Origin of the sequence: Streptomyces sp. NPDC003023 (genome assembly GCF_042888225.1) — a bacterium.
GTDB lineage: Bacteria > Actinomycetota > Actinomycetes > Streptomycetales > Streptomycetaceae > Streptomyces.
The window spans coordinates 568880-587320 of record NZ_JBIAPL010000002.1 but is presented as its reverse complement, the minus strand read 5'-3'; the positions used below and the strand labels follow the sequence as shown (position 1 = coordinate 587320).

The 18441-nt window shown below is 71.2% G+C and carries 13 protein-coding genes; 6 read left to right on the top strand and 7 right to left on the bottom strand.

The features are described 5' to 3' along the window. Nucleotides 1-39 precede the first annotated feature (39 nt). Complete coding sequence (gene coaE / locus ACFYV1_RS10860) at nucleotides 40-657, bottom strand: dephospho-CoA kinase (protein ID WP_389395096.1); 618 nt, start codon at nucleotides 655-657, stop codon at nucleotides 40-42. 50 nt (nucleotides 658-707) lie between these two features. Next, a complete protein-coding gene (locus ACFYV1_RS10855) occupies nucleotides 708-1646 on the bottom strand; it encodes a PAC2 family protein (protein ID WP_389395095.1) in 939 nt (312 codons plus the stop codon). 281 nt (nucleotides 1647-1927) lie between these two features. Here ACFYV1_RS10855 and ACFYV1_RS10850 point away from each other — a divergent pair, with 281 nt between their 5' ends. Then, entirely contained in the window at nucleotides 1928-2902 is a 975-nt protein-coding gene (locus tag ACFYV1_RS10850; protein ID WP_389395094.1) for a right-handed parallel beta-helix repeat-containing protein, read from the top strand. A gap of 348 nt (nucleotides 2903-3250) precedes the next feature. Here the strand turns inward: ACFYV1_RS10850 and rpsA are convergent, their stop codons facing one another. After that, nucleotides 3251-4753, bottom strand: a complete 1503-nt coding sequence (gene rpsA, locus ACFYV1_RS10845; RefSeq protein WP_389395093.1) for a 30S ribosomal protein S1 — start codon at nucleotides 4751-4753, stop codon at nucleotides 3251-3253. 366 nt (nucleotides 4754-5119) lie between these two features. Here rpsA and ACFYV1_RS10840 point away from each other — a divergent pair, with 366 nt between their 5' ends. Beyond that, complete coding sequence (locus tag ACFYV1_RS10840) at nucleotides 5120-5923, top strand: class I SAM-dependent methyltransferase (protein ID WP_389395092.1); 804 nt, start codon at nucleotides 5120-5122, stop codon at nucleotides 5921-5923. Further along, nucleotides 5920-8400 (top strand): ATP-dependent helicase HrpB, encoded by a 2481-nt coding sequence (hrpB, locus tag ACFYV1_RS10835; protein WP_389395091.1) that lies wholly within the window; start codon nucleotides 5920-5922, stop codon nucleotides 8398-8400. Before ACFYV1_RS10840 ends, hrpB begins: the two co-directional genes overlap by 4 nt. A 123-nt stretch (nucleotides 8401-8523) precedes the next feature. On the opposite strand, the gene ACFYV1_RS10830 is transcribed toward hrpB, so the two are convergent. The 3 genes from ACFYV1_RS10830 to ACFYV1_RS10820 all read right to left on the bottom strand — a co-directional run bounded on the left by ACFYV1_RS10830 (nucleotide 8524) and on the right by ACFYV1_RS10820 (nucleotide 11528). Next, entirely contained in the window at nucleotides 8524-9513 is a 990-nt protein-coding gene (locus ACFYV1_RS10830; RefSeq protein WP_389395090.1) for a DUF3068 domain-containing protein, read from the bottom strand. An 8-nt stretch (nucleotides 9514-9521) separates the two neighbouring features. After that, nucleotides 9522-9659: an SPW_0924 family protein gene (locus ACFYV1_RS10825; protein WP_389395089.1), complete on the bottom strand. Its 138-nt coding sequence runs from the start codon at nucleotides 9657-9659 to the stop codon at nucleotides 9522-9524. A 141-nt stretch (nucleotides 9660-9800) separates the two neighbouring features. Next, complete coding sequence (locus ACFYV1_RS10820) at nucleotides 9801-11528, bottom strand: lytic transglycosylase domain-containing protein (protein WP_389395088.1); 1728 nt, start codon at nucleotides 11526-11528, stop codon at nucleotides 9801-9803. Between the two features lie 213 nt (nucleotides 11529-11741). Between ACFYV1_RS10820 and ACFYV1_RS10815 the strand changes: the two genes are divergently transcribed. After that, nucleotides 11742-12587, top strand: a complete 846-nt coding sequence (locus tag ACFYV1_RS10815) for a DUF4184 family protein (protein WP_389395087.1) — start codon at nucleotides 11742-11744, stop codon at nucleotides 12585-12587. A gap of 158 nt (nucleotides 12588-12745) precedes the next feature. On the opposite strand, the gene polA is transcribed toward ACFYV1_RS10815, so the two are convergent. Beyond that, complete coding sequence (polA, locus tag ACFYV1_RS10810; protein WP_389395086.1) at nucleotides 12746-15454, bottom strand: DNA polymerase I; 2709 nt, start codon at nucleotides 15452-15454, stop codon at nucleotides 12746-12748. A gap of 134 nt (nucleotides 15455-15588) precedes the next feature. Here polA and ACFYV1_RS10805 point away from each other — a divergent pair, with 134 nt between their 5' ends. Both ACFYV1_RS10805 and ACFYV1_RS10800 read left to right on the top strand, forming a co-directional pair. Then, nucleotides 15589-17868: an FdhF/YdeP family oxidoreductase gene (locus ACFYV1_RS10805; protein WP_389395085.1), complete on the top strand. Its 2280-nt coding sequence runs from the start codon at nucleotides 15589-15591 to the stop codon at nucleotides 17866-17868. 51 nt (nucleotides 17869-17919) lie between these two features. After that, complete coding sequence (locus ACFYV1_RS10800; protein WP_389395084.1) at nucleotides 17920-18381, top strand: PaaI family thioesterase; 462 nt, start codon at nucleotides 17920-17922, stop codon at nucleotides 18379-18381. Nucleotides 18382-18441: the final 60 nt, after the last annotated feature.

The window sequence follows — 18441 nt, the reverse complement described above, 5'->3', positions numbered from 1 at the left end:
TCCCATGCCCCGGCCCTTCCAACACAGAGCGGGACGGCGCTATTCCGGCCGCTTCCGGCGGCTCCCGGCACGCCGGACCAGCTCCGCCCACACCTGGCGGACCTGCGGCTCCAGCTTCTCCAGCGGCCCGTCGTTGCCGATCACGAGGTCGGCGACGGCCAGCCGCTGCTCGCGAGTGGCCTGCGCGGCCATCCGCGAACGCGCCTCGCTCTCCGTCATCCCGCGCAGCCGCACGAGCCGGTCCAGCTGCGTGCCGGGCGAGGCGTCCACGACGACCACCAGATCGTAGAGGGACTCGAGCTTGTTCTCCGTGAGCAGCGGTACGTCGTGCACGACCACGTCGTCGGGGCCGGCCGCCTGCTCCAACTCGCGGGAACGGGCACCGACCAGCGGGTGGACGATGCCGTTCAGGGTGGCGAGGCGCTCGGGGTCGGCGAACACGATCGAACCGAGCCCGGCACGGTCCAGGGTGCCGTCGGCGGTGAGCACCCCGGGGCCGAAGGCCTCGACGACGGCGGCGAGCCCCGGCGTGCCGGGCTCGACGACCTCGCGGGCGATCCTGTCGGCGTCGACGAGGACCGCCCCGTAGGTGACCAGCAGCCGGGACACTTCGCTCTTACCGGCGCCGATACCGCCGGTCAGACCCACTGTCAGCATGGCCCGCAGCCTACGCGAGCCTCCAGGGCGTCACCGGAGCCGGCCGCCGTCTACGCGTCGCCCTCGCGTTCGGCCAGGAAGCGCTCGAACTCCCTGCCGATCTCGTCCGCCGACGGCAGGTCCACCGCCTCCGCCACAAGACTGCCGCGGGTCTCGGCACCCGCCATCGCGTCGTACTGGTGCTCCAGCCCCTGCACCAGGGCCACGAGCTCTTCGTCGCCCTCACCGATCTGCCGCTCGATCTCGGTCTGGGTGCGGTGCGCCTCCGTCCGCAGCGAGTGCGCCACCGCCGGCAGGACCAGGCCCGTGGCGGCCGTGATGGTCTCCAGCGCGGTCAGTGCCGCGTCCGGGTACGACGAGCGGGCCACGTAGTGCGGCACATGCGCGGCGACGCCGAGGACGTCGTGACCCGCCTGCATCAGGCGGTACTCGACGAGTGCCTCCGCACTGCCCGGGACCTGGGCCTCGTCGAACGGGCTGCGGTGCCCGGGCGTGAGGTCCGTGCGGTTGCCGTGCGGGGTGATGCCGACGGGACGGGTGTGCGGTACGCCCATGGGGATGCCGTGGAAGTTCACCGCCAGGCGCACGCCCAGCCGCTCGACGATCTGGCCGACGGCGGCCGCGAACCGCTCCCACTCGACGTCCGGTTCAGGACCGGAGAGCAGCAGGAACGGTGCGCCGGTGGCGTCCTGGACGACACGGACCTCCAGTGAGGGGGTGTCGTAACCGGCCCAGCGGTCGCGCCGGAAGTTCAGCAGCGGGCGGCGGGCCCGGTAGTCCACGAGCCTGTCGTGATCGAACCTCGCGACAACCTGGTGGGGAAGCGTCTCAAGGAGGTTGTCGACGATCTGCTCGCCGGTCTCTCCCGCGTCGATGTAGCCGTCGAAGTGGTACAGCATGACCAGGCCGGCCGATTCCTGCGCGAGCGCCATGTCGACGACCGCGAGGCCCTTCGGCTCCCACTCGTACAAATCCTGCGGATCCAGCACGGTTACCGCTCCTCCTCATGTTCGAAGACAAGAACGTGCGGTGGCGCATGCGCATTCCCGTTCCCGCGCCCTCCGGCGCCGACGTGAAGCCGCCCGGAGTCGAACACTCCTTCTGCGACAGGCAGTTCGGGGCGCCTGCTCACACCGTCGGCGTTCTGGTACGGACCTTGACACCCCTGTACCCCGTCCCTACCGTCACGGAGCAACGCGCACGTTCAGACACACACCCGTTGTTCATGTACGGGAACGACTCCTTTCGGACCGACTGGAAGGCACCCCCCATGCGCACCAGCAAGCTCCTCCCTTCCCTGCTCGCCTCCGCTCTCGCCGTGGGCGGGCTGTCCCTGCTGGCCACCCCGGCCGGTGCCACCCGGGCCGATGCCGCGTCGGTCATCGACGTGGACAACGCCTCCGAGCTGAAGGCGGCGCTCACGGCGGCCCGGCCCGGCGACACGATCCAACTGGCCGACGGCACCTACAGCGGGAACTTCAAAGCGACCGTGGACGGCACGTCCGGCTCCCGGATCACGCTGACAGGCTCGTCTCGCGCCGTGCTCAAGGCCGGAGGCGGCTACGGGCTCCACCTCAACGGCGCCTCGTACTGGACCGTCAAGGGCATCACCGTCACCGGCGGGCAGAAGGGCATCGTGACGGACACCGCCGACGGGGTCGTGATCGACTCGGTGACCGTCCACGGCCTCGACATGGAGGGCGTCCACTTCCGCAGGTCCAGCCGCGACGGCGTCATCAAGAACTCACGGATCCACGACACCGGCAACGACGGCAGGGGCATGGGAGAGGGCGTCTATGTCGGTTCGGCCGGCGGCACCTCCGACCGGAGCGACAACGCGCAGATCCTGAACAACATCATCGGCCCGGACGTCGGCGGCGAGGCCGTCGACATCAAGGAGGGCACGACCGGCGCGAAGATCATCGGCAACACGTTCGACGGCCGCGGCCTGACCGGCGCCAATTACGACGACTCCTGGGTCGATGTGAAGGGCAACAACGTCCTCGTCGAGAACAACACCGGCAGGAACACCACGAACAACGGCTTCGAGACGCACACACAGCAGAGCGGCTGGGGCTGCGGCACCGTCTTCCGCGGCAACGACTCCGATCTGCGCGGCGCCACCGGTTCCAGGCAACTCGCCATCAACGTCACCAACCACAGCTCGAGTTGCCGGACGACGGTCTACGCGAGCAACACCGTCACCGGAGGCCGGGGCCTGACCAACATCGCGGTCACGCCCTGAGGCTGCTCGTTCGGCTCGTGCCGGGCTCGCGTGCCCTGGCACCGCACTCCCCCGCGGCATTCGGCGCGGGAGGTACCCCCACGGTCTCCGACTCCCGCACGGCCCTCCGGGCATGGGAGGCGCCCCCTCCGCGTGGGCTCCCTCCTCCGCATCGCGACGCACGGCACCAGACCCCCTACGCCCTGCGGGCGTGAGGGGACCCGATCCGGTCTGATCCCCACGAAAGAGCCGCCGGAAGCCGTGACGGCCCGGAGACCCCTGAGCCGTGACCCGTCCGGAACGCGGTAAGGCCCGCTCCCCCAGGGGGAGCGGGCCTTACTTCAGCTGTTCAGCTACCGGGACAGAGCGTCAGCTCTGGCCGCCGGCGAGCTTCTCGCGCAGGGCGGCAAGCGCCTCGTCCGACGCCAGGGCGCCGGAGTTGTCGTCCGACTCCGAGGAGTAGGAGCCACCGGTCGCACCGGCGGGGGCGCCGGCCGGGGCAGCGGTGCCGCCCTCGGCAGCGGCGGCCTCGTCGGCCTCGCGGGACTTGATGACCTGGGCCTGGTGCTGCTCGAAGCGCTGCTGCGCCTCGGCGTACTGCGTCTCCCACGCCTCGCGCTGGGTCTCGAAGCCCTCGAGCCAGTCGTTGGTCTCGGGGTCGAAGCCCTCGGGGTAGATGTAGTTGCCCTGGTCGTCGTACGACGCGGCCATGCCGTACAGCGTCGGGTCGAACTCGACCGAGGCCGGGTCGGCACCGAAGGACTCGTTGGCCTGCTTCAGCGAGAGGCTGATGCGACGACGCTCGAGGTCGATGTCGATGACCTTGACGAAGATCTCGTCGTTGACCTGGACGACCTGCTCCGGGATCTCCACGTGGCGCTCGGCCAGCTCGGAGATGTGGACCAGACCCTCGATGCCCTCGTCGACGCGGACGAACGCACCGAACGGAACGAGCTTGGTGACCTTACCCGGGACGACCTGGCCGATCTGGTGGGTCCGGGCGAACTGCTGCCACGGGTCCTCCTGCGTCGCCTTCAGCGACAGGGAGACACGCTCGCGGTCCATGTCGACGTCGAGAACCTCGACGGTGACTTCCTGGCCGACCTCGACAACCTCGGACGGGTGGTCGATGTGCTTCCAGGACAGCTCGGAGACGTGGACGAGACCGTCGACGCCGCCCAGGTCCACGAACGCACCGAAGTTGACGATCGAAGAGACGACGCCGGAGCGGACCTGACCCTTCTGCAGGGTGGTGAGGAACGTCTGGCGAACCTCGGACTGGGTCTGCTCGAGCCAGGCACGGCGGGACAGGACCACGTTGTTGCGGTTCTTGTCCAGCTCGATGATCTTCGCCTCGAGCTCCTTGCCCACGTAGGGCTGGAGGTCGCGGACGCGGCGCATCTCGACGAGGGAGGCCGGCAGGAAGCCACGGAGGCCGATGTCAAGGATGAGACCACCCTTGACGACCTCGATGACGGTGCCGGTGACGATGCCGTCCTCTTCCTTGATCTTCTCGATGGTGCCCCAGGCACGCTCGTACTGGGCGCGCTTCTTCGAGAGGATCAGGCGGCCTTCCTTGTCCTCCTTCTGAAGGACAAGGGCCTCGATCTCGTCGCCGACCTTGACGACCTCGTTCGGGTCGACGTCGTGCTTGATCGAGAGCTCGCGGCTCGGGATGACACCTTCGGTCTTGTAACCGATGTCGAGCAGGACCTCGTCCCGGTCGACCTTCACGATGACGCCGTCGACGATGTCGCCGTCGTTGAAGTACTTGATCGTCTCGTCGATCGCGGCGAGGAAGGCTTCCTCGTTACCGATGTCGTTGACCGCAACCTGCGGGGTGGTGGCGGTGGTCTCGGTGCTGCTCGTCATGTGGGAAAGGGCTCCGGTGCGGACATTGAAGTCGTAGGTACTGCTACGCCGAGAGCCTTGTATCGCAGCTGCAGAAGCCGGACAGCCTAGGAAGCACCGATCCGTGGATCCGAAGGATCCTGGAGATGCCTCGTGAACCGAGGGACACATACAGATGCGAGCGCGGCCTGCTCGGTCCGAGGCACGCAGGCCCGCAGCGCAACTTGTAGCATACGGGGGCAGCCGGACAGGGTCAATGCGCGAAGGCGCACACCCGGGGCGGAAGACCCACAATCCCGGCACAACTCTTGTCCGCCGAGGCCATGATGAACCCTTCTCAGGGCCCGGCGTCGACGCGCTGGAACGCAAACTACAACGACGGTGACGATGAGCCAAGATTTCGAACCGGAAGCGACCCGCCGTGACACAGGAGAAGCGGAGAGCAGCCGGGCCAGCCGCGGCTGGTGGGACGGTAACGCCGACGAGTACCAGCGCGAACACGGAGCGTTCCTGGGCGACGACCGGTTCGTGTGGGGGCCCGAGGGGCTCGACGAGGCGGATGCCGCGCTGCTCGGCCCGGCCGGCTCACTGAAGGGCAAGGACGTCCTCGAGATCGGTGCGGGTGCCGCCCAGTGCTCTCGCTGGCTCGCCGCCCAGGGCGCCCGTCCCGTGGCGCTGGACCTCTCCCACCGCCAGCTGCAGCACGCGCTGCGCATCGGCGGAGACGTGCCGCTGGTCCAGGCGGACGCGGGCGTGCTGCCCTTCCGGGACGGCTCCTTCGACCTGGCGTGCTCGGCGTACGGGGCGGTCCCCTTCGTCGCGGACCCGGTCGCGGTGTTCCGCGAGGTGGGGCGGGTGCTGCGGCCAGGCGGACGGTGGGTCTTCTCCGTCACGCACCCGATCCGCTGGGCGTTCCCCGACGAGCCGGGTCCAGAAGGACTGTCGGTGGCCGCCTCGTACTTCGACCGCACCCCGTACGTGGAGCAGGACGAAAAGGGTCGCGCGGTCTATGTGGAGCACCACAGGACGCTCGGCGACCGCGTGCGCGACGTGGTGGCCGGCGGCTTCCGGCTGATCGACCTGGTCGAGCCCGAGTGGCCCGCCTGGAACAGCCAGGAGTGGGGAGGCTGGTCGCCGCTGCGCGGCAACCTGATCCCGGGGACGGCGATCTTCGTCTGCGAGCGGGCGTGATACGGGACGAGGCACTGGGCCTTCCCGTACGCGCCGCCCTGCCGGCACTGCGGGCGGCGCTCGACGGGCACGGGACGGCGGTGCTGTGCGCGCCGCCCGGCACGGGCAAGACGACCCTGGTGCCCCTGGTGCTCGCCGAGGGAGGCGCACGGGTCGTGGTCGCGGAGCCGCGACGTATCGCGGCACGGGCGGCGGCACGCCGGATGGCGTGGCTGCTCGGCGAGAAGGTCGGGCGACGAGTCGGCTTCACGGTCCGCGGCGAGCGCGCGGTCGGCCCGGAGACAGTGGTCGAGGTCGTCACGACGGGCGTGCTGCTGCAGAGGCTCCAGCGCGACCAGGAGCTGGCGGGCGTCGATGTCGTGATGCTCGACGAGTGCCACGAGCGCCATCTGGACGCCGACACCGTCGCCGCCTTCCTGCTCGACGTACGGGCGGCCCTGCGGCCCGAGCTGCGGCTCGTGGCGGCGTCCGCGACCACGGACGCCGAGGGCTGGGCAGAACTGCTCGGCGACGCGCCCGTGGTGCGGGCCGAGGGCGTCGCGCATCCGGTCGAGGTGGTCTGGGCCCCGCCGGTGCGCCCCGTGCGGCCGCCGCACGGGATGCGGGTAGACCCGGCGCAGCTGACGCATGTGGCGTCGGTGGTGCGCAGGGCGCTCGCGGAACGCGACGGCGACGTCCTGTGCTTCCTGCCGGGTGTCGGCGAGATCGGCCGGGTGGCGGGGCAGCTCACCGGGGTGGACGCGGACGTGCTCCAGGTGCACGGCCGGGCGCCCGCGGCGGTCCAGGACGCGGTCCTCGCCGGCGGTGAGGGCCGCCGGGTGATCCTGGCGACCTCGGTCGCCGAGTCGTCGCTGACGGTGCCGGGCGTGCGGGTCGTCGTCGACTCGGGGCTGGCGCGCGAGCCGCGCACCGATCACGCCCGGGGCCTGAGCGCGCTGACGACCGTACGGGCGTCGCAGGCGTCGGGGAGGCAGCGGGCGGGGCGGGCCGGCCGCGAGGGACCCGGCACCGTGTACCGCTGCTGGACGGAGGCGGAGCACACCCGGCTGCCCCGTTTCCCGGCACCGGAGATCAAGGTGGCGGACCTGACGGCGTTCGCCCTCCATGCCGCCTGCTGGGGCGACCCGGAGGCGACCGGCCTCGCGCTGCTGGACGCACCGCCGCCGGGGGCGATGTCCGCCGCTCGTTCCGTGCTGACCGCGATCGGCGCCGTCGACGGATCGGGCCGGTCCACGGACCGAGGCGCCCGGATGTCCCGGCTCGGCGTCCACCCCCGGCTGGCCCGCGCGCTCCTGGACGGCGCCCGGCTGGTGGGCTCCCGCCGCGCCGCCGAGGTCGTCGCGCTGCTGAGCGACGAGCCGCCGCGCGATTACGGGGACGACCTGACCGGTGCATGGCGCGCGGCCCGCCGCGGCGGCGACGCGTACGGCGCGCGGTGGCGGACGGAGACACGCCGTCTGGAGGCATCCCTGGGAAGCGTGGCACGCACGGAGGGGCCGTCCGGGGACGACGCGGTGGCCGGGCTCGTCACGGCTCTCGCGTTTCCCGAGCGGGTGGCGCGTCGCCGCGGGGACGGGGCGTATCTGATGGTCTCGGGTACCGGCGGCGCTCTCGACGCGGGGTCGGGCCTGCGCGACGCGCCCTGGCTCGCGGTCGCCGTCGCCGACCGCCCGGCCACCGCCGCGTCGGCGCGTGTACGGCTCGCAGCCGTCCTCGACGAGGAGGGCGCCCGCGACGCCGCCTCCCGCCTCCTGGCCGTCGGTGAGGAGGTCCACTGGGAGGACGGGGACGTCGTCGCCCGGCGGGTGGAGCGCCTGGGTGCCGTCGAACTGTCCGTACGGCCGCTGCGTGATCCCGACGCGGCGCTCGTGCGCCGGGCTCTGCTCGAGGGCCTGCGGCGGGAGGGCCCCGGGCTCCTGCACTGGACGAGCGAGGCGCGGGGGCTGCGCGAGCGGCTGGCGTTCCTGCACCGCGTGCTCGGCCCGCCGTGGCCCGGTGTGTCGGACGCGGAGTTGCTGGAGGCGGCCGACGAGTGGCTGGAGCCGGAGCTCTCACGGGCACGGCGGCGTGCGGACCTCGGCCGGATACCGGCGGGCCGGGCGCTGCAGCGGCTGCTGCCGTGGGCGACCGGGGACGCGGGCAGGCTGGACGAGCTCGCACCGGAGCGGATCGAGGTGCCGAGCGGCTCCCGGATACGCGTCGAGTACGGCGGGGAGCAGCCGGTGCTGGCGGTGAAGCTGCAGGAGATGTTCGGGCTGCGGGAGTCGCCGGAGGTGGCCGGTGTGCCCGTGCTGGTGCACCTTCTCTCCCCCGCCGGGCGGCCCGCGGCTGTCACCGCGGACCTGGCGTCGTTCTGGCGGGAGGGGTACCGGGCGGTGCGCGCCGAGTTGCGCGGCCGCTATCCGAGGCACCCGTGGCCGGAGGACCCCTCCACGGCCGAGCCCACGCGGTACGCGAAGGCCAGAACCAGGCCGTGACGGGACCGGGTCGTGCAGGCCCCGGGTCGCGCCCGCGGCGGGCTCAGGCCCCGACCGGCTCGGGCCCCGACCGGCTCAGGACCCGACCGGCTCAGGACCCGACCGGCTCAGGACCCGGCCGGCTCAGGACCCGGCCGGCTCGGGAGCACCCCCGCCGGCCGCCGTTCGGGGTCGGCGGGCGCGTGCCTCGAGCCACAGGGCGAGCCCGAGGAGAGTGCCGCCGAGGACCAGGAAGCCCCACGGCAGGTAGGCGGTCAGCAACAGCACGAGACGGCGCTGGGACGTGACGAGTTCGACGGTCGAGTCGATGTAGTCGGGGCGCATCCTGACGTGCCCGGCGAAGGCGGTGACCTTGTCCCGGCCGCCGAGGAGGGTTCCGCCGCGCAGTTCCTCCTTGTGGATCTCCTCCCCGCGCACGGGTGCTCCGGTGACGGGCTCCACCCAGAACATCCGCTTGGTGGTGTACCAGCGGGTGGTGCCCGTCTGCTTCTCCAGCGTGGTCGCGTCGATGCCCGGGACGGGCATCTCCTTCGGGTACGGCACCTTGGTCCAGGGGATCGTCTGCTCGAAGCAGTAGACCTCCAGGCCGCGGAACCGCTGGGTGCCCTTGTAGTGGATGGGCGCCGATGTCCGGGCCTGGGCGTCGAAGTAGACGTAGTCCCGTTTCTCGGTGAGGAACGGCCACTTGAACTCGATGCCCTCGCGGCGCACCGCGTCGCCGTCGACCGACTCGCCGGTGGCGTGCACGGGTTCCTGCGTGTGCGCGTCGAAGATGTAGCGCTCGGGGATCCGCGACACCATGCTGCCGTCGGGGCCCTGGACGTAGGAGAGAGCGTCCCAGACGACGATGTCACGGCCGGCCGTGCGTTCGATCCGCTCCGACTCCTCGACGTTGCCCTTGAGTGTCTGGACGATGGTGACCTTGTCGACCTGCTCCGCCTCGAGGGTGCCGTAGTCGAGGAGGGTCGCCGGCCGGGCCTCGAGCACCATTTCCTGGTACTGGCCGGCAGGGACCTTGGCGAGCCGCGGGAAGGCGTACCAGCGCAGCGTCGGCGAGAGGGCGGCGAAGAAGACGGCGAGGGCGACGAGGACGAGTCCTGCTCTGCTGCGCACGGTGCCCCCTACTTCTTCGGGCCGGGGACGGTGGTCAGCAGGGGCTTCGGAGAGGTCTCGCCGGTGGGCGTACCGATCGCCGTGACGGTGAGCCCGAGGGCGATCGCTGCGGCCAGTCCGACGGCGGCGGCGACGAGGGCACGCATGCTTCGGCCTCCCGGTGCGCAGAGCTGATGGAGCGTCAGATCTGGGGCACCGTAGCAACGCGGCCGGAAGAAGAGAACACGCGGTGCCGCCCCTGTCCCGGACGGGACAGGGGCGGCACCGTACGGGCTCCGGTCAGGCCGTCAGGCGGCCGACGAAGGCGAAGGCGTGGGAGAGGGCGAGGGTGCCGGGTCCTCGCTCGCCGGCGCGGTCACCGTCAGCTCGATGTCCACGGTGCCGCCGCCGGGCGCGGTGAGCCGGAGCAGGAAGGTGCCCGCGTTGCCGTCCGCGTAGACCCTGGGGAGCACGAGCAGACCGTCGGCATCCGTCCTGAGTCCGGTGAGCGTACGCACGACCGTGTCGCCCTCGCCCTTGAAGTACGGGCCCTTGTCGTTCTCCGCCCCGCCCTCCTTGGAGGAGATCATCGTGGCGGTGAGCGCGACACCGGAGGCGGCCACACCGTCACAGGCGGCCTTGACGCGGATGAGGTCCGCGAACTCGCCGCCCGTGGTGGCCGTGAGCGCCTTCTCGTCGGTCCTGACGATGCTGTCCGCCACCCGCTCGGTGACCGTCGCCGTGAACTCGACGCCGGGCAGCGACCGCTCGACGACCGTGGCGCGCACGGTGAAACGACCGGTCCGCTCCCCCGCGAACAGCGCCGGTGCGGTGACCGTGCCGTCGTCGCCGGTGGCCACCACGACGTCCGTGCGGTCGTCGGCGAAGCGGGTGTCGGTTTCGCCGACGATCATGAATCTGACCGCCGTGTTGGAGACGGGACCCCCGTAGGCGTTCTCCGTACGGACCATGACCCGCTCGGTGAACTCACTGCCGGTGCGGGCCGTGAGCGGCCCGGTGCCCGCGTTCTCGATACGCGACACGGGGGCGGGGGGCCTGGTCGCCGGAGGCGGCGTGGGCGCGGGGTCGGGCTGCGACGGAGGCGGCGTCGGCTTCGACGGCTCCCGGTCCGGAGCGGGGGAACCAGGCTTCGAACCGTTCGGCTTCGGCTTCGGCTTCGGCGTAGGGGCCGGGGTCGGCATCGGGTCCGAACTGTCGGGAACGTCGCCCACCGGCAGCACACCCGCACCGTCGGGAACCTGGTGCGTGCCCCGCTTGTAGTACTCGAACCAGGACAGCACCGTCCGCAGGTACTCCCGCGAATGGTTGTAGCCGAGGATCGCCCTGTCCAGGTCGGCCTTGTTGCCGAGGTCGCGGCCCCCGGCGCAGAGGTAGCGTCCCGCGGCCAGCGCCGCGTCGTAGATGTTGTTGGGGTCCTTGCGGCCGTCGGCGTTGGCGTCCTGGCCCCACGTCTCCCACGTCTGCGGGATGAACTGCATCGGCCCGACGGCACGGTCGTACACCGTGTCGCCGTCGTAGGCACCGTTGTCGGTGTCCGAAATGTTCGCGAAGCCCACGCCGTTGAGGACCGGGCCGCGGATCGGGGAGAGCGTGGTGCCGTTGGCGTCGACCCTGCCGCCGCGGGCCTGGCCGGACTCGACCTTGCCGATCGCGGCGAGCAGCTGCCAGGGCAGCCGGCACGCCGGGTCGGAGGCGGCAATGGTCTGCTCGGCCCGCTTGTAGGCGGCCAGAACGGACGCGGGTATCCCCGCCTCGCTCCCGCTAAGTTCAGGAAGGTCGACCGACGTGCCCGGTTTGTCGGGAGTGTTCAGCGGCGGAAGGTCCGTGTAGTAAGGGGAGTTGCCGGTGACCGGGGTACCGGGCGGCGGCGTGGCGTCCGCCGCTTCCTGGCCGGTGCCGGACGGGGCGGACACGACACCGGGTGCCTGCGACGCGGACAGTGCGGCCACTGCCGCGGCGGCCACGGCCGTCGTCGTCGCACCCCTGCGAAGTCGGCGGCCGAATTGCGCTGCCATACGTCTGTTCCCTCCCCATCGACGACTGCTCGCGCTCCCCAGCGCGGACTCACGTGACCCTAGTGCACCTTGAGACGTCGGAACACCGGGCCCAGAGCGGTTTTCACCACTTCGCCACCTCCCGTCGGCCGAGGATTCCGGTCCCGTGCCGCGGCACGGGCATCGCGCATACTGGGCGCCACTGATCAACAACGGTCACACGGGGGCGACGCCATGCCGTTCACACTCAGCCACGCCGCGGCGGTTCTGCCCGGCATCCGCAGGACCGGGACGGCACGCGGTCCGCTGTACGCCTCGGCGCTCGTCCTCGGCTCGTTCGCGCCGGACACGACGTACTTCGCGGCGAGTGTCCTTCCCGACGCGATGCGGTACGGGACCGTGACGCACGGGCTCGTGGGCGTCCTCACGGTCGACGTCGCCATCACCGCGGCTCTCGTCGCCCTGTGGCTGCTGGTCCGCGACCCGTTGGTGGCGCTCCTGCCGGCGGCGTGGCAGGGACGGGTGCACACCCTCCTCCGCGGCCGGCCCGCACCCGACCGGGCGGCGCCGGCCCGGGCGCTGTGGTTCTACGTCTCCGCGGCGACCGGGGCGGCCACGCACGTCGTATGGGACGCGTTCACCCACTTCGACCGGTGGGGCGTGCGGATGTTCCCGGTGCTCGACGACGTCGTCGCGGGCTTCCCCCTCTACACGTACACGCAGTACGGCAGTTCGGCCGTGGCGCTCGTCGCGCTGACGTGGTTCGCCGTCACCGCGCTGCGCCGGGTGCCGATGCCGGCCGCCGCCCCGCCGTTCCCGCCGCTCACGCGCCGCGCGCGCATGTCGGCGGCGGGGCTGCTGGCCGGTTGTGTGCTGGCCGGTGTCGCGCACCGCTGCGTCCGCTGGTACCAGTACTGGGGCGGCATCGAGACTCCGCTCGACATCATCCCGACCGCGTGCTTCGGAGCGGGTGCCGGGCTGGCGGCGGGACTGGTTCTGTACGCGACGGCCGTACGCCTTCGGGAGCGCGGCCGTCCGGCCGCGCCGGCCACCACCGACCGGGACCACGCGGGCGTGTGACGCGCCCCGCCCGCGCCGGGCGCGCAACTCCCCGGCCGGAAGCGCCCCGGCCGGGGCCACAGACCGGCCCGGGGCACGGCGCGACCCCGGGGGTACGGCGGGGCACCGGGGCACAGCGCGGCACTGAGGCACGGCGCGGCCCCGGGGCACAGACGGGGTCAGTGCGCCGCCGACTCCCAGTCGGCGCCCGCGCCGACCGACACGTCCAGCGGTGCCCTGAGCGTCACCGCCGACGCCATCTCACGGCGCACCAGGGCCTCGACCTCCTCACGCTCCCCGGGCGAGACCTCCAGCACGATTTCGTCGTGGACCTGGAGCAGCAGCCGGGACGAGAGCTTCGCGTCCGTCAGCGCCCGGTCCACGTTCAGCATCGCGACCTTCACGATGTCCGCCGCGGTGCCCTGGATCGGCGCGTTGAGCGCCATCCGCTCGGCGGCCTCCCGCCGCTGCCGGTTGTCGCTGTTCAGATCGGGCAGATAACGCCGCCGGCCGAGCATCGTCGCCGTGTAGCCCGTCGCGCGTGCCTCGTCGACGACCCGCCGCAGGTAGTCCCGGACACCGCCGAACCGCTCGAAGTACGTGTCCATCAGGACCCGCGCCTCCGCCGGCTCGATGCTCAGCTGCTGGGAGAGCCCGAACGCGGAAAGCCCGTAGGCCAACCCGTACGACATCGCCTTGATCTTGCGCCGCATCTCCGCGTCCACGGCCGACCGCTCCACGGAGAACACCTGGGAGGCGACGGTGGTGTGCAGGTCCTCCCCGGAGGTGAACGCCTCGATGAGGCCCTCGTCCTCGGACAGGTGGGCCATCACCCTCAGCTCGATCTGGCTGTAGTCCGCGGTCATCAGCGACTCGAAACCGTCGCCGACCACGAACCCGCGGCGGATCGCACGGCCCTCGTCGGTCCTGACCGGCACGTTCTGCAGGTTCGGATCGGTGGACGACAGACGTCCCGTCGCGGCGACCGTCTGACTGAAGGTGGTGTGGATACGGCCGTCGGCCGCGATGGTCTTGATCAGACCCTCGACCGTCGAACGCAGCCTGGCCTGCTCACGGTGGCGCAGCATGATGACCGGCAGTTCGTGCTCGGTCTGCGCCGCCAGCCACGCGAGCGCGTCCGCGTCCGTCGTGTAACCGGTCTTCGTCTTCTTCGTCTTGGGCAGGTTCAGCTCACCGAAGAAGACCTCCTGGAGCTGCTTCGGCGAGCCGAGGTTGAACTCGTGGCCCACCGCCGCGTGCGCCTCCTTCACCGCCTGCTGCACGGCGCCCGCGAACTGCAGCTCCATCGCCTCGAGATGGGCCCGGTCCGCCGCGATGCCGTGACGCTCCATACGGGCCAGCAGCAAAGAGGTGGGCAGTTCCACATCGTGCAGCAGCTCGGCCGCGCCGACCTCTCGCAGCTTCTCGTCGAACGCCTCTCCGAGATCGAGGACCGCACGGGCCTGCGCCATCAGGGCGTCGGCCTCAGCCTGCTCGTCGGCGCCGAAGGCCAGCTGTCCGTCCGCGGCGGCCGGAGCCAGCTCCCGGTGCAGGTACTCCACGGACAGTGCGTCGAGCGCGAACGACCGGCGCCCCGGCTTGACCAGATAGGCGGCGAGCGCGGTGTCCATCGTGATGCCGGCGATCTCCCACCCGTGCTCGGGGAACACCCGCAGGGCGTCCTTCGCGTTGTGCAGGACCTTCGGCCGGGACGGGTCGCGGGCCCAGGCGGCGAACGCCGACTCGTCGGACTCGTCGAGCTGGGTCGTGTCGAACCAGGCGGCCTTGCCCCCGGCCGCGGCCAGCGCGATCTCACTGACGCTGCCGACACCCAGCGCCCACGCCGAGACGGTGGCCACACCGAGCGGCTGCTGCCCGTGCTGGTCCAGCCAGTACGCCAGCTCACCCGGGCCGATCACGCTGCCGTCGAGCTCCACACCGGCGTCGGGAGCCGGGGGCTCCTCCTCCGCCGCACCGGGGTCGACCGCGAGCAGCCGCTCCCGCAGGCTCGGATTACGGATCTCCAGAACCTCCAGGAAGCCCTTGAGCGCCGTCCTGTCGTAGGGCGCACGCTCGAGATCCGCCACACCGCCGGGCAGCTCCACGTCCCGCACCAGCTCGGTGAGGTGGCGGTTGAGCTTGACGGCCTCCAAGTGGTCGCGCAGCGCCTGACCGACCTTGCCCTTGACCTCCTCCGCCCGCTCGACGAGCTCCGCGAACGAACCGAACTGGTTGATCCACTTCGTCGCCGTCTTCTCACCGACACCCGGAATGCCCGGCAGGTTGTCGGACGGGTCGCCGCGCAGCGCGGCGAAGTCCGGGTACTGCCGCGGGGTGAGGCCGTACTTCTCCTCCACCTTCGCCGGGGTGAAGCGGGTGAGCTCCGAGACGCCCTTCGTCGGATACAGCACGGTGGTGTGCTCGCTGACCAGCTGGAACGAATCCCGGTCACCGGTGACGATCAGGACCTCGAAACCGGCGGCCTCCGCCTGCGTGGCGAGCGTGGCGATGATGTCGTCCGCCTCGAACCCCTCGACGGCGAACCGCCGCGCGTTCATCGTGTCGAGCAGCTCACCGATCAGCTCGACCTGGCCCTTGAACTCGTCAGGGGTCTTGGAACGGTTCGCCTTGTACTCCGGGAAGTCGGCCGACCGCCAGGTCTTGCGGGACACGTCGAACGCCACGGCGAAATGCGTGGGCGCCTCGTCACGCAGGGTGTTCGCCAGCATCGACGCGAAGCCGTAGACGGCATTGGTCGTCTGGCCGCTCGCGGTCGTGAAATTCTCCGCGGGCAGCGCGAAGAACGCCCGGTATGCCAGGGAGTGCCCGTCCATGAGGAGCAGGCGCGGTCGGTTGTCTGCCGTCTTCTTCGATGCCGTCTCAGCCACGCCCCCGATCCTGCCATGCACCACCGACATTCCCGACCGTCGCGACCTCGCCGCCGCACCTGTCGCAGGGGCGTGACAGGATCGGACACACAGCACCAGACGTATCGCACAGGCACGGCTCAAGGGAGAGCACGATGGCCAGCAAGCCGCCCGCAGGGGATCCCGTCCAGGACGCCCCGCAGGTCGCAGCCCCGCAGCACGCGGCGGCCGGCCTGCCCGCCATCGGCCACACCTTGCGCGTCGCCCAACAGCAGATGGGCGTGGGCCGCACGGCCCGCACCCTGCTCAAGGTCAACCAGAAGGACGGCTTCGACTGTCCCGGCTGCGCCTGGCCCGAGGGCGACAAGCGCCACGTGGCCGAGTTCTGCGAGAACGGCGCGAAGGCCGTCGCCGAGGAAGCCACCCTGCGCCGGGTCACCCCCGAGTTCTTCGCCGCGCACCCGCTGTCCGACCTCGCGAACCGCAGCGGCTACTGGCTGGGCCAGCAGGGCCGGATCAGCCGACCCATGTACCTGCCGGAAGGCGCCGACCGGTACGAGCCGGTGAGCTGGGAACGGGCCTTCGCGATCCTCGCGGAGGAACTGACCGCCCTCGACTCCCCCGACGAGGCGCTGTTCTACACCTCCGGGCGCACCAGCAACGAGGCCGCGTTCCTGCTTCAGCTGTTCGCCCGCGAATTCGGCACCAACAATCTCCCCGACTGCTCCAACATGTGCCACGAGTCCTCCGGCTCGGCGCTCACGGAGACCATCGGCATCGGCAAGGGCAGCGTCTCACTGGACGACCTGCACCAGGCCGATCTGATCATCGTCGCCGGGCAGAACCCGGGCACCAACCACCCGCGGATGCTCAGCGCCCTGGAGAAGGCCAAGGAAGCAGGCGCCCGGATCATCTCGGTGAATCCGCTGCCCGAAGCGGGCATGGAGCGGTTCAAGAACCCGCAGACCCCGCGGGGCATGCTCAAGGGCACCGCACTGAACGACCTGTTCCTGCAGATCCGCATCGGCGGCGACCAGGCACTGTTCCGGCTCCTGGGCAAGCTGATCCTCGAGACCGAAGGCGCGGTCGACGAACAGTTCGTACGCGAACACACCCACGGCCACGAGGAGTACGCGGCAGCCGCACGGGCCGCCGACTGGGACACGACACTCGCCGCGACCGGACTCGGCCGCGGCGAGATCGAAGAGGCCCTGCGCATGGTTCTGGCCTCCCGGCGGACCATCGTCTGCTGGGCGATGGGCCTCACCCAGCACAAGCACTCCGTCGCCACCATCCGCGAGATCGTCAACTTCCTCCTGCTGCGCGGCGACATCGGCCGCCCCGGCTCCGGTGTCTGCCCCGTACGCGGCCACTCCAACGTGCAGGGCGACCGCACCATGGGCATCTTCGAGCGGCCCGCCCCCGCCTTCCTCGACGCCCTCGAGAAGGAGTTCGGCTTCGCCCCGCCCCGCCACCACGGTCTGGACGTCGTCCGGTCCATCGAGGCGCTGCGCGACGGGAAGGCGAAGGTGTTCTTCGCCATGGGCGGCAACTTCGTCTCCGCGAGCCCCGACACCGCGGTCACCGAGGCCGCCATGCGCCGCGCCCGGCTGACCGTTCACGTGTCCACCAAGCTGAACCGCTCGCACGCCGTCACCGGCCGGCGCGCGCTCATCCTGCCCACCCTGGGCCGCACCGACAAGGACGTCCAGGCCGGCGGCCGTCAGGTGGTCACCGTCGAGGACTCCATGGGCATGGTCCACGCCTCCCGCGGCAACCTCCCGCCCGCGAGCCCCCATCTGCTCTCCGAACCCGCCATCGTCGCCCGCCTGGCCCGCGCCGTGCTCGGCCCCGGCTCCGCCACGCCCTGGGAGGAGTTCGAGAAGGACTACGCCACCATCCGCGACCGCATCGCGCGCGTCGTGCCCGGCTTCGAAGACTTCAACGCGAAGATCGCCCGCCCCGGCGGCTTCACCCTGCCCCACGGCCCGCGCGACGAACGCAGCTTCCCCACCACCACCGGCAAGGCCAACTTCACCGCCGCCCCCGTCGAGTACCCGAAGATTCCCGAAGGCCGGCTGCTCCTGCAGACGCTCCGCTCCCACGACCAGTACAACACCACGATCTACGGCCTCGACGACCGCTACCGCGGCATCAAGGGCGGTCGCAGGGTCGTCCTGGTCAACCCGGAGGACGCCCGCGAACTGGGACTCGCCGACGGCTCCTACACCGACCTCGTCGGCGAATGGAAGGACGGCGTCGAACGCCGCGCCCCGGGCTTCCGTGTCGTCCACTACCCCACGGCCCGCGGCTGCGCCGCCGCGTACTACCCGGAGACCAACGTGCTGGTCCCGCTGGACTCCACCGCGGACACCAGCAACACCCCCGCCAGCAAGTCCGTGATCGTACGTCTGGAACAATCACCGACCGCCTAAGCGTTCGCTCAGGCACTAGGGACACCCCGTACGACGATCGGAGCCGGCCCCATGGGCGAGCAGACCACCGTGAAGTTCCCGCAAGAGGTCATCGACGAATACGCAGCGCTCGGCGTGGACCTGCCCGCGCTGTTCTCCGCCGGCAGCCTCGGCGAACGGATGGGCGTACAGATCACGGAGGCCTCCGCCGACCGCGTCGTCGCAACGATGCCCGTCGAGGGCAACACCCAGCCCTACGGCCTGCTGCACGGCGGCGCCTCCGCGGTGCTCGCGGAAACCCTCGGCTCGGTCGGTTCGATGCTCCACGGCGGCACGTCGAAGATCGCCGTCGGCGTCGACCTGAACTGCACCCACCACCGCGGCGTACGCTCCGGCCAGGTCACCGGCGTCGCCACCCCCGTCCACCGCGGCCGCTCCACCGCCACGTACGAGATCGTGATCACCGACGAGGACGACAAGCGCGTCTGCACCGCCCGGCTCACCTGCCTGCTGCGCGACGTCCCCCGGGACTGAGCGGAAACGGCACGGGGCCGGGAAGCCATCGCTTCCCGGCCCCGCCCGACTTCACCGACC

Excerpts from the sequence above, each read along its gene's own strand:
- ACFYV1_RS10820 (WP_389395088.1), bottom strand. The coding sequence starts at position 11,528 with ATGGCAGCGCAATTCGGCCGCCGACTTCGCAGGGGTGCGACGACGACG.
- coaE (WP_389395096.1), bottom strand. The coding sequence starts at position 657 with ATGCTGACAGTGGGTCTGACCGGCGGTATCGGCGCCGGTAAGAGCGAA.
- ACFYV1_RS10815 (WP_389395087.1), top strand. The coding sequence starts at position 11,742 with ATGCCGTTCACACTCAGCCACGCCGCGGCGGTTCTGCCCGGCATCCGC.
- ACFYV1_RS10850 (WP_389395094.1), top strand. The coding sequence starts at position 1,928 with ATGCGCACCAGCAAGCTCCTCCCTTCCCTGCTCGCCTCCGCTCTCGCC.
- rpsA (WP_389395093.1), bottom strand. The coding sequence starts at position 4,753 with ATGACGAGCAGCACCGAGACCACCGCCACCACCCCGCAGGTTGCGGTC.
- ACFYV1_RS10800 (WP_389395084.1), top strand. The coding sequence starts at position 17,920 with ATGGGCGAGCAGACCACCGTGAAGTTCCCGCAAGAGGTCATCGACGAA.
- ACFYV1_RS10840 (WP_389395092.1), top strand. The coding sequence starts at position 5,120 with ATGAGCCAAGATTTCGAACCGGAAGCGACCCGCCGTGACACAGGAGAA.
- ACFYV1_RS10805 (WP_389395085.1), top strand. The coding sequence starts at position 15,589 with ATGGCCAGCAAGCCGCCCGCAGGGGATCCCGTCCAGGACGCCCCGCAG.
- ACFYV1_RS10825 (WP_389395089.1), bottom strand. The coding sequence starts at position 9,659 with ATGCGTGCCCTCGTCGCCGCCGCCGTCGGACTGGCCGCAGCGATCGCC.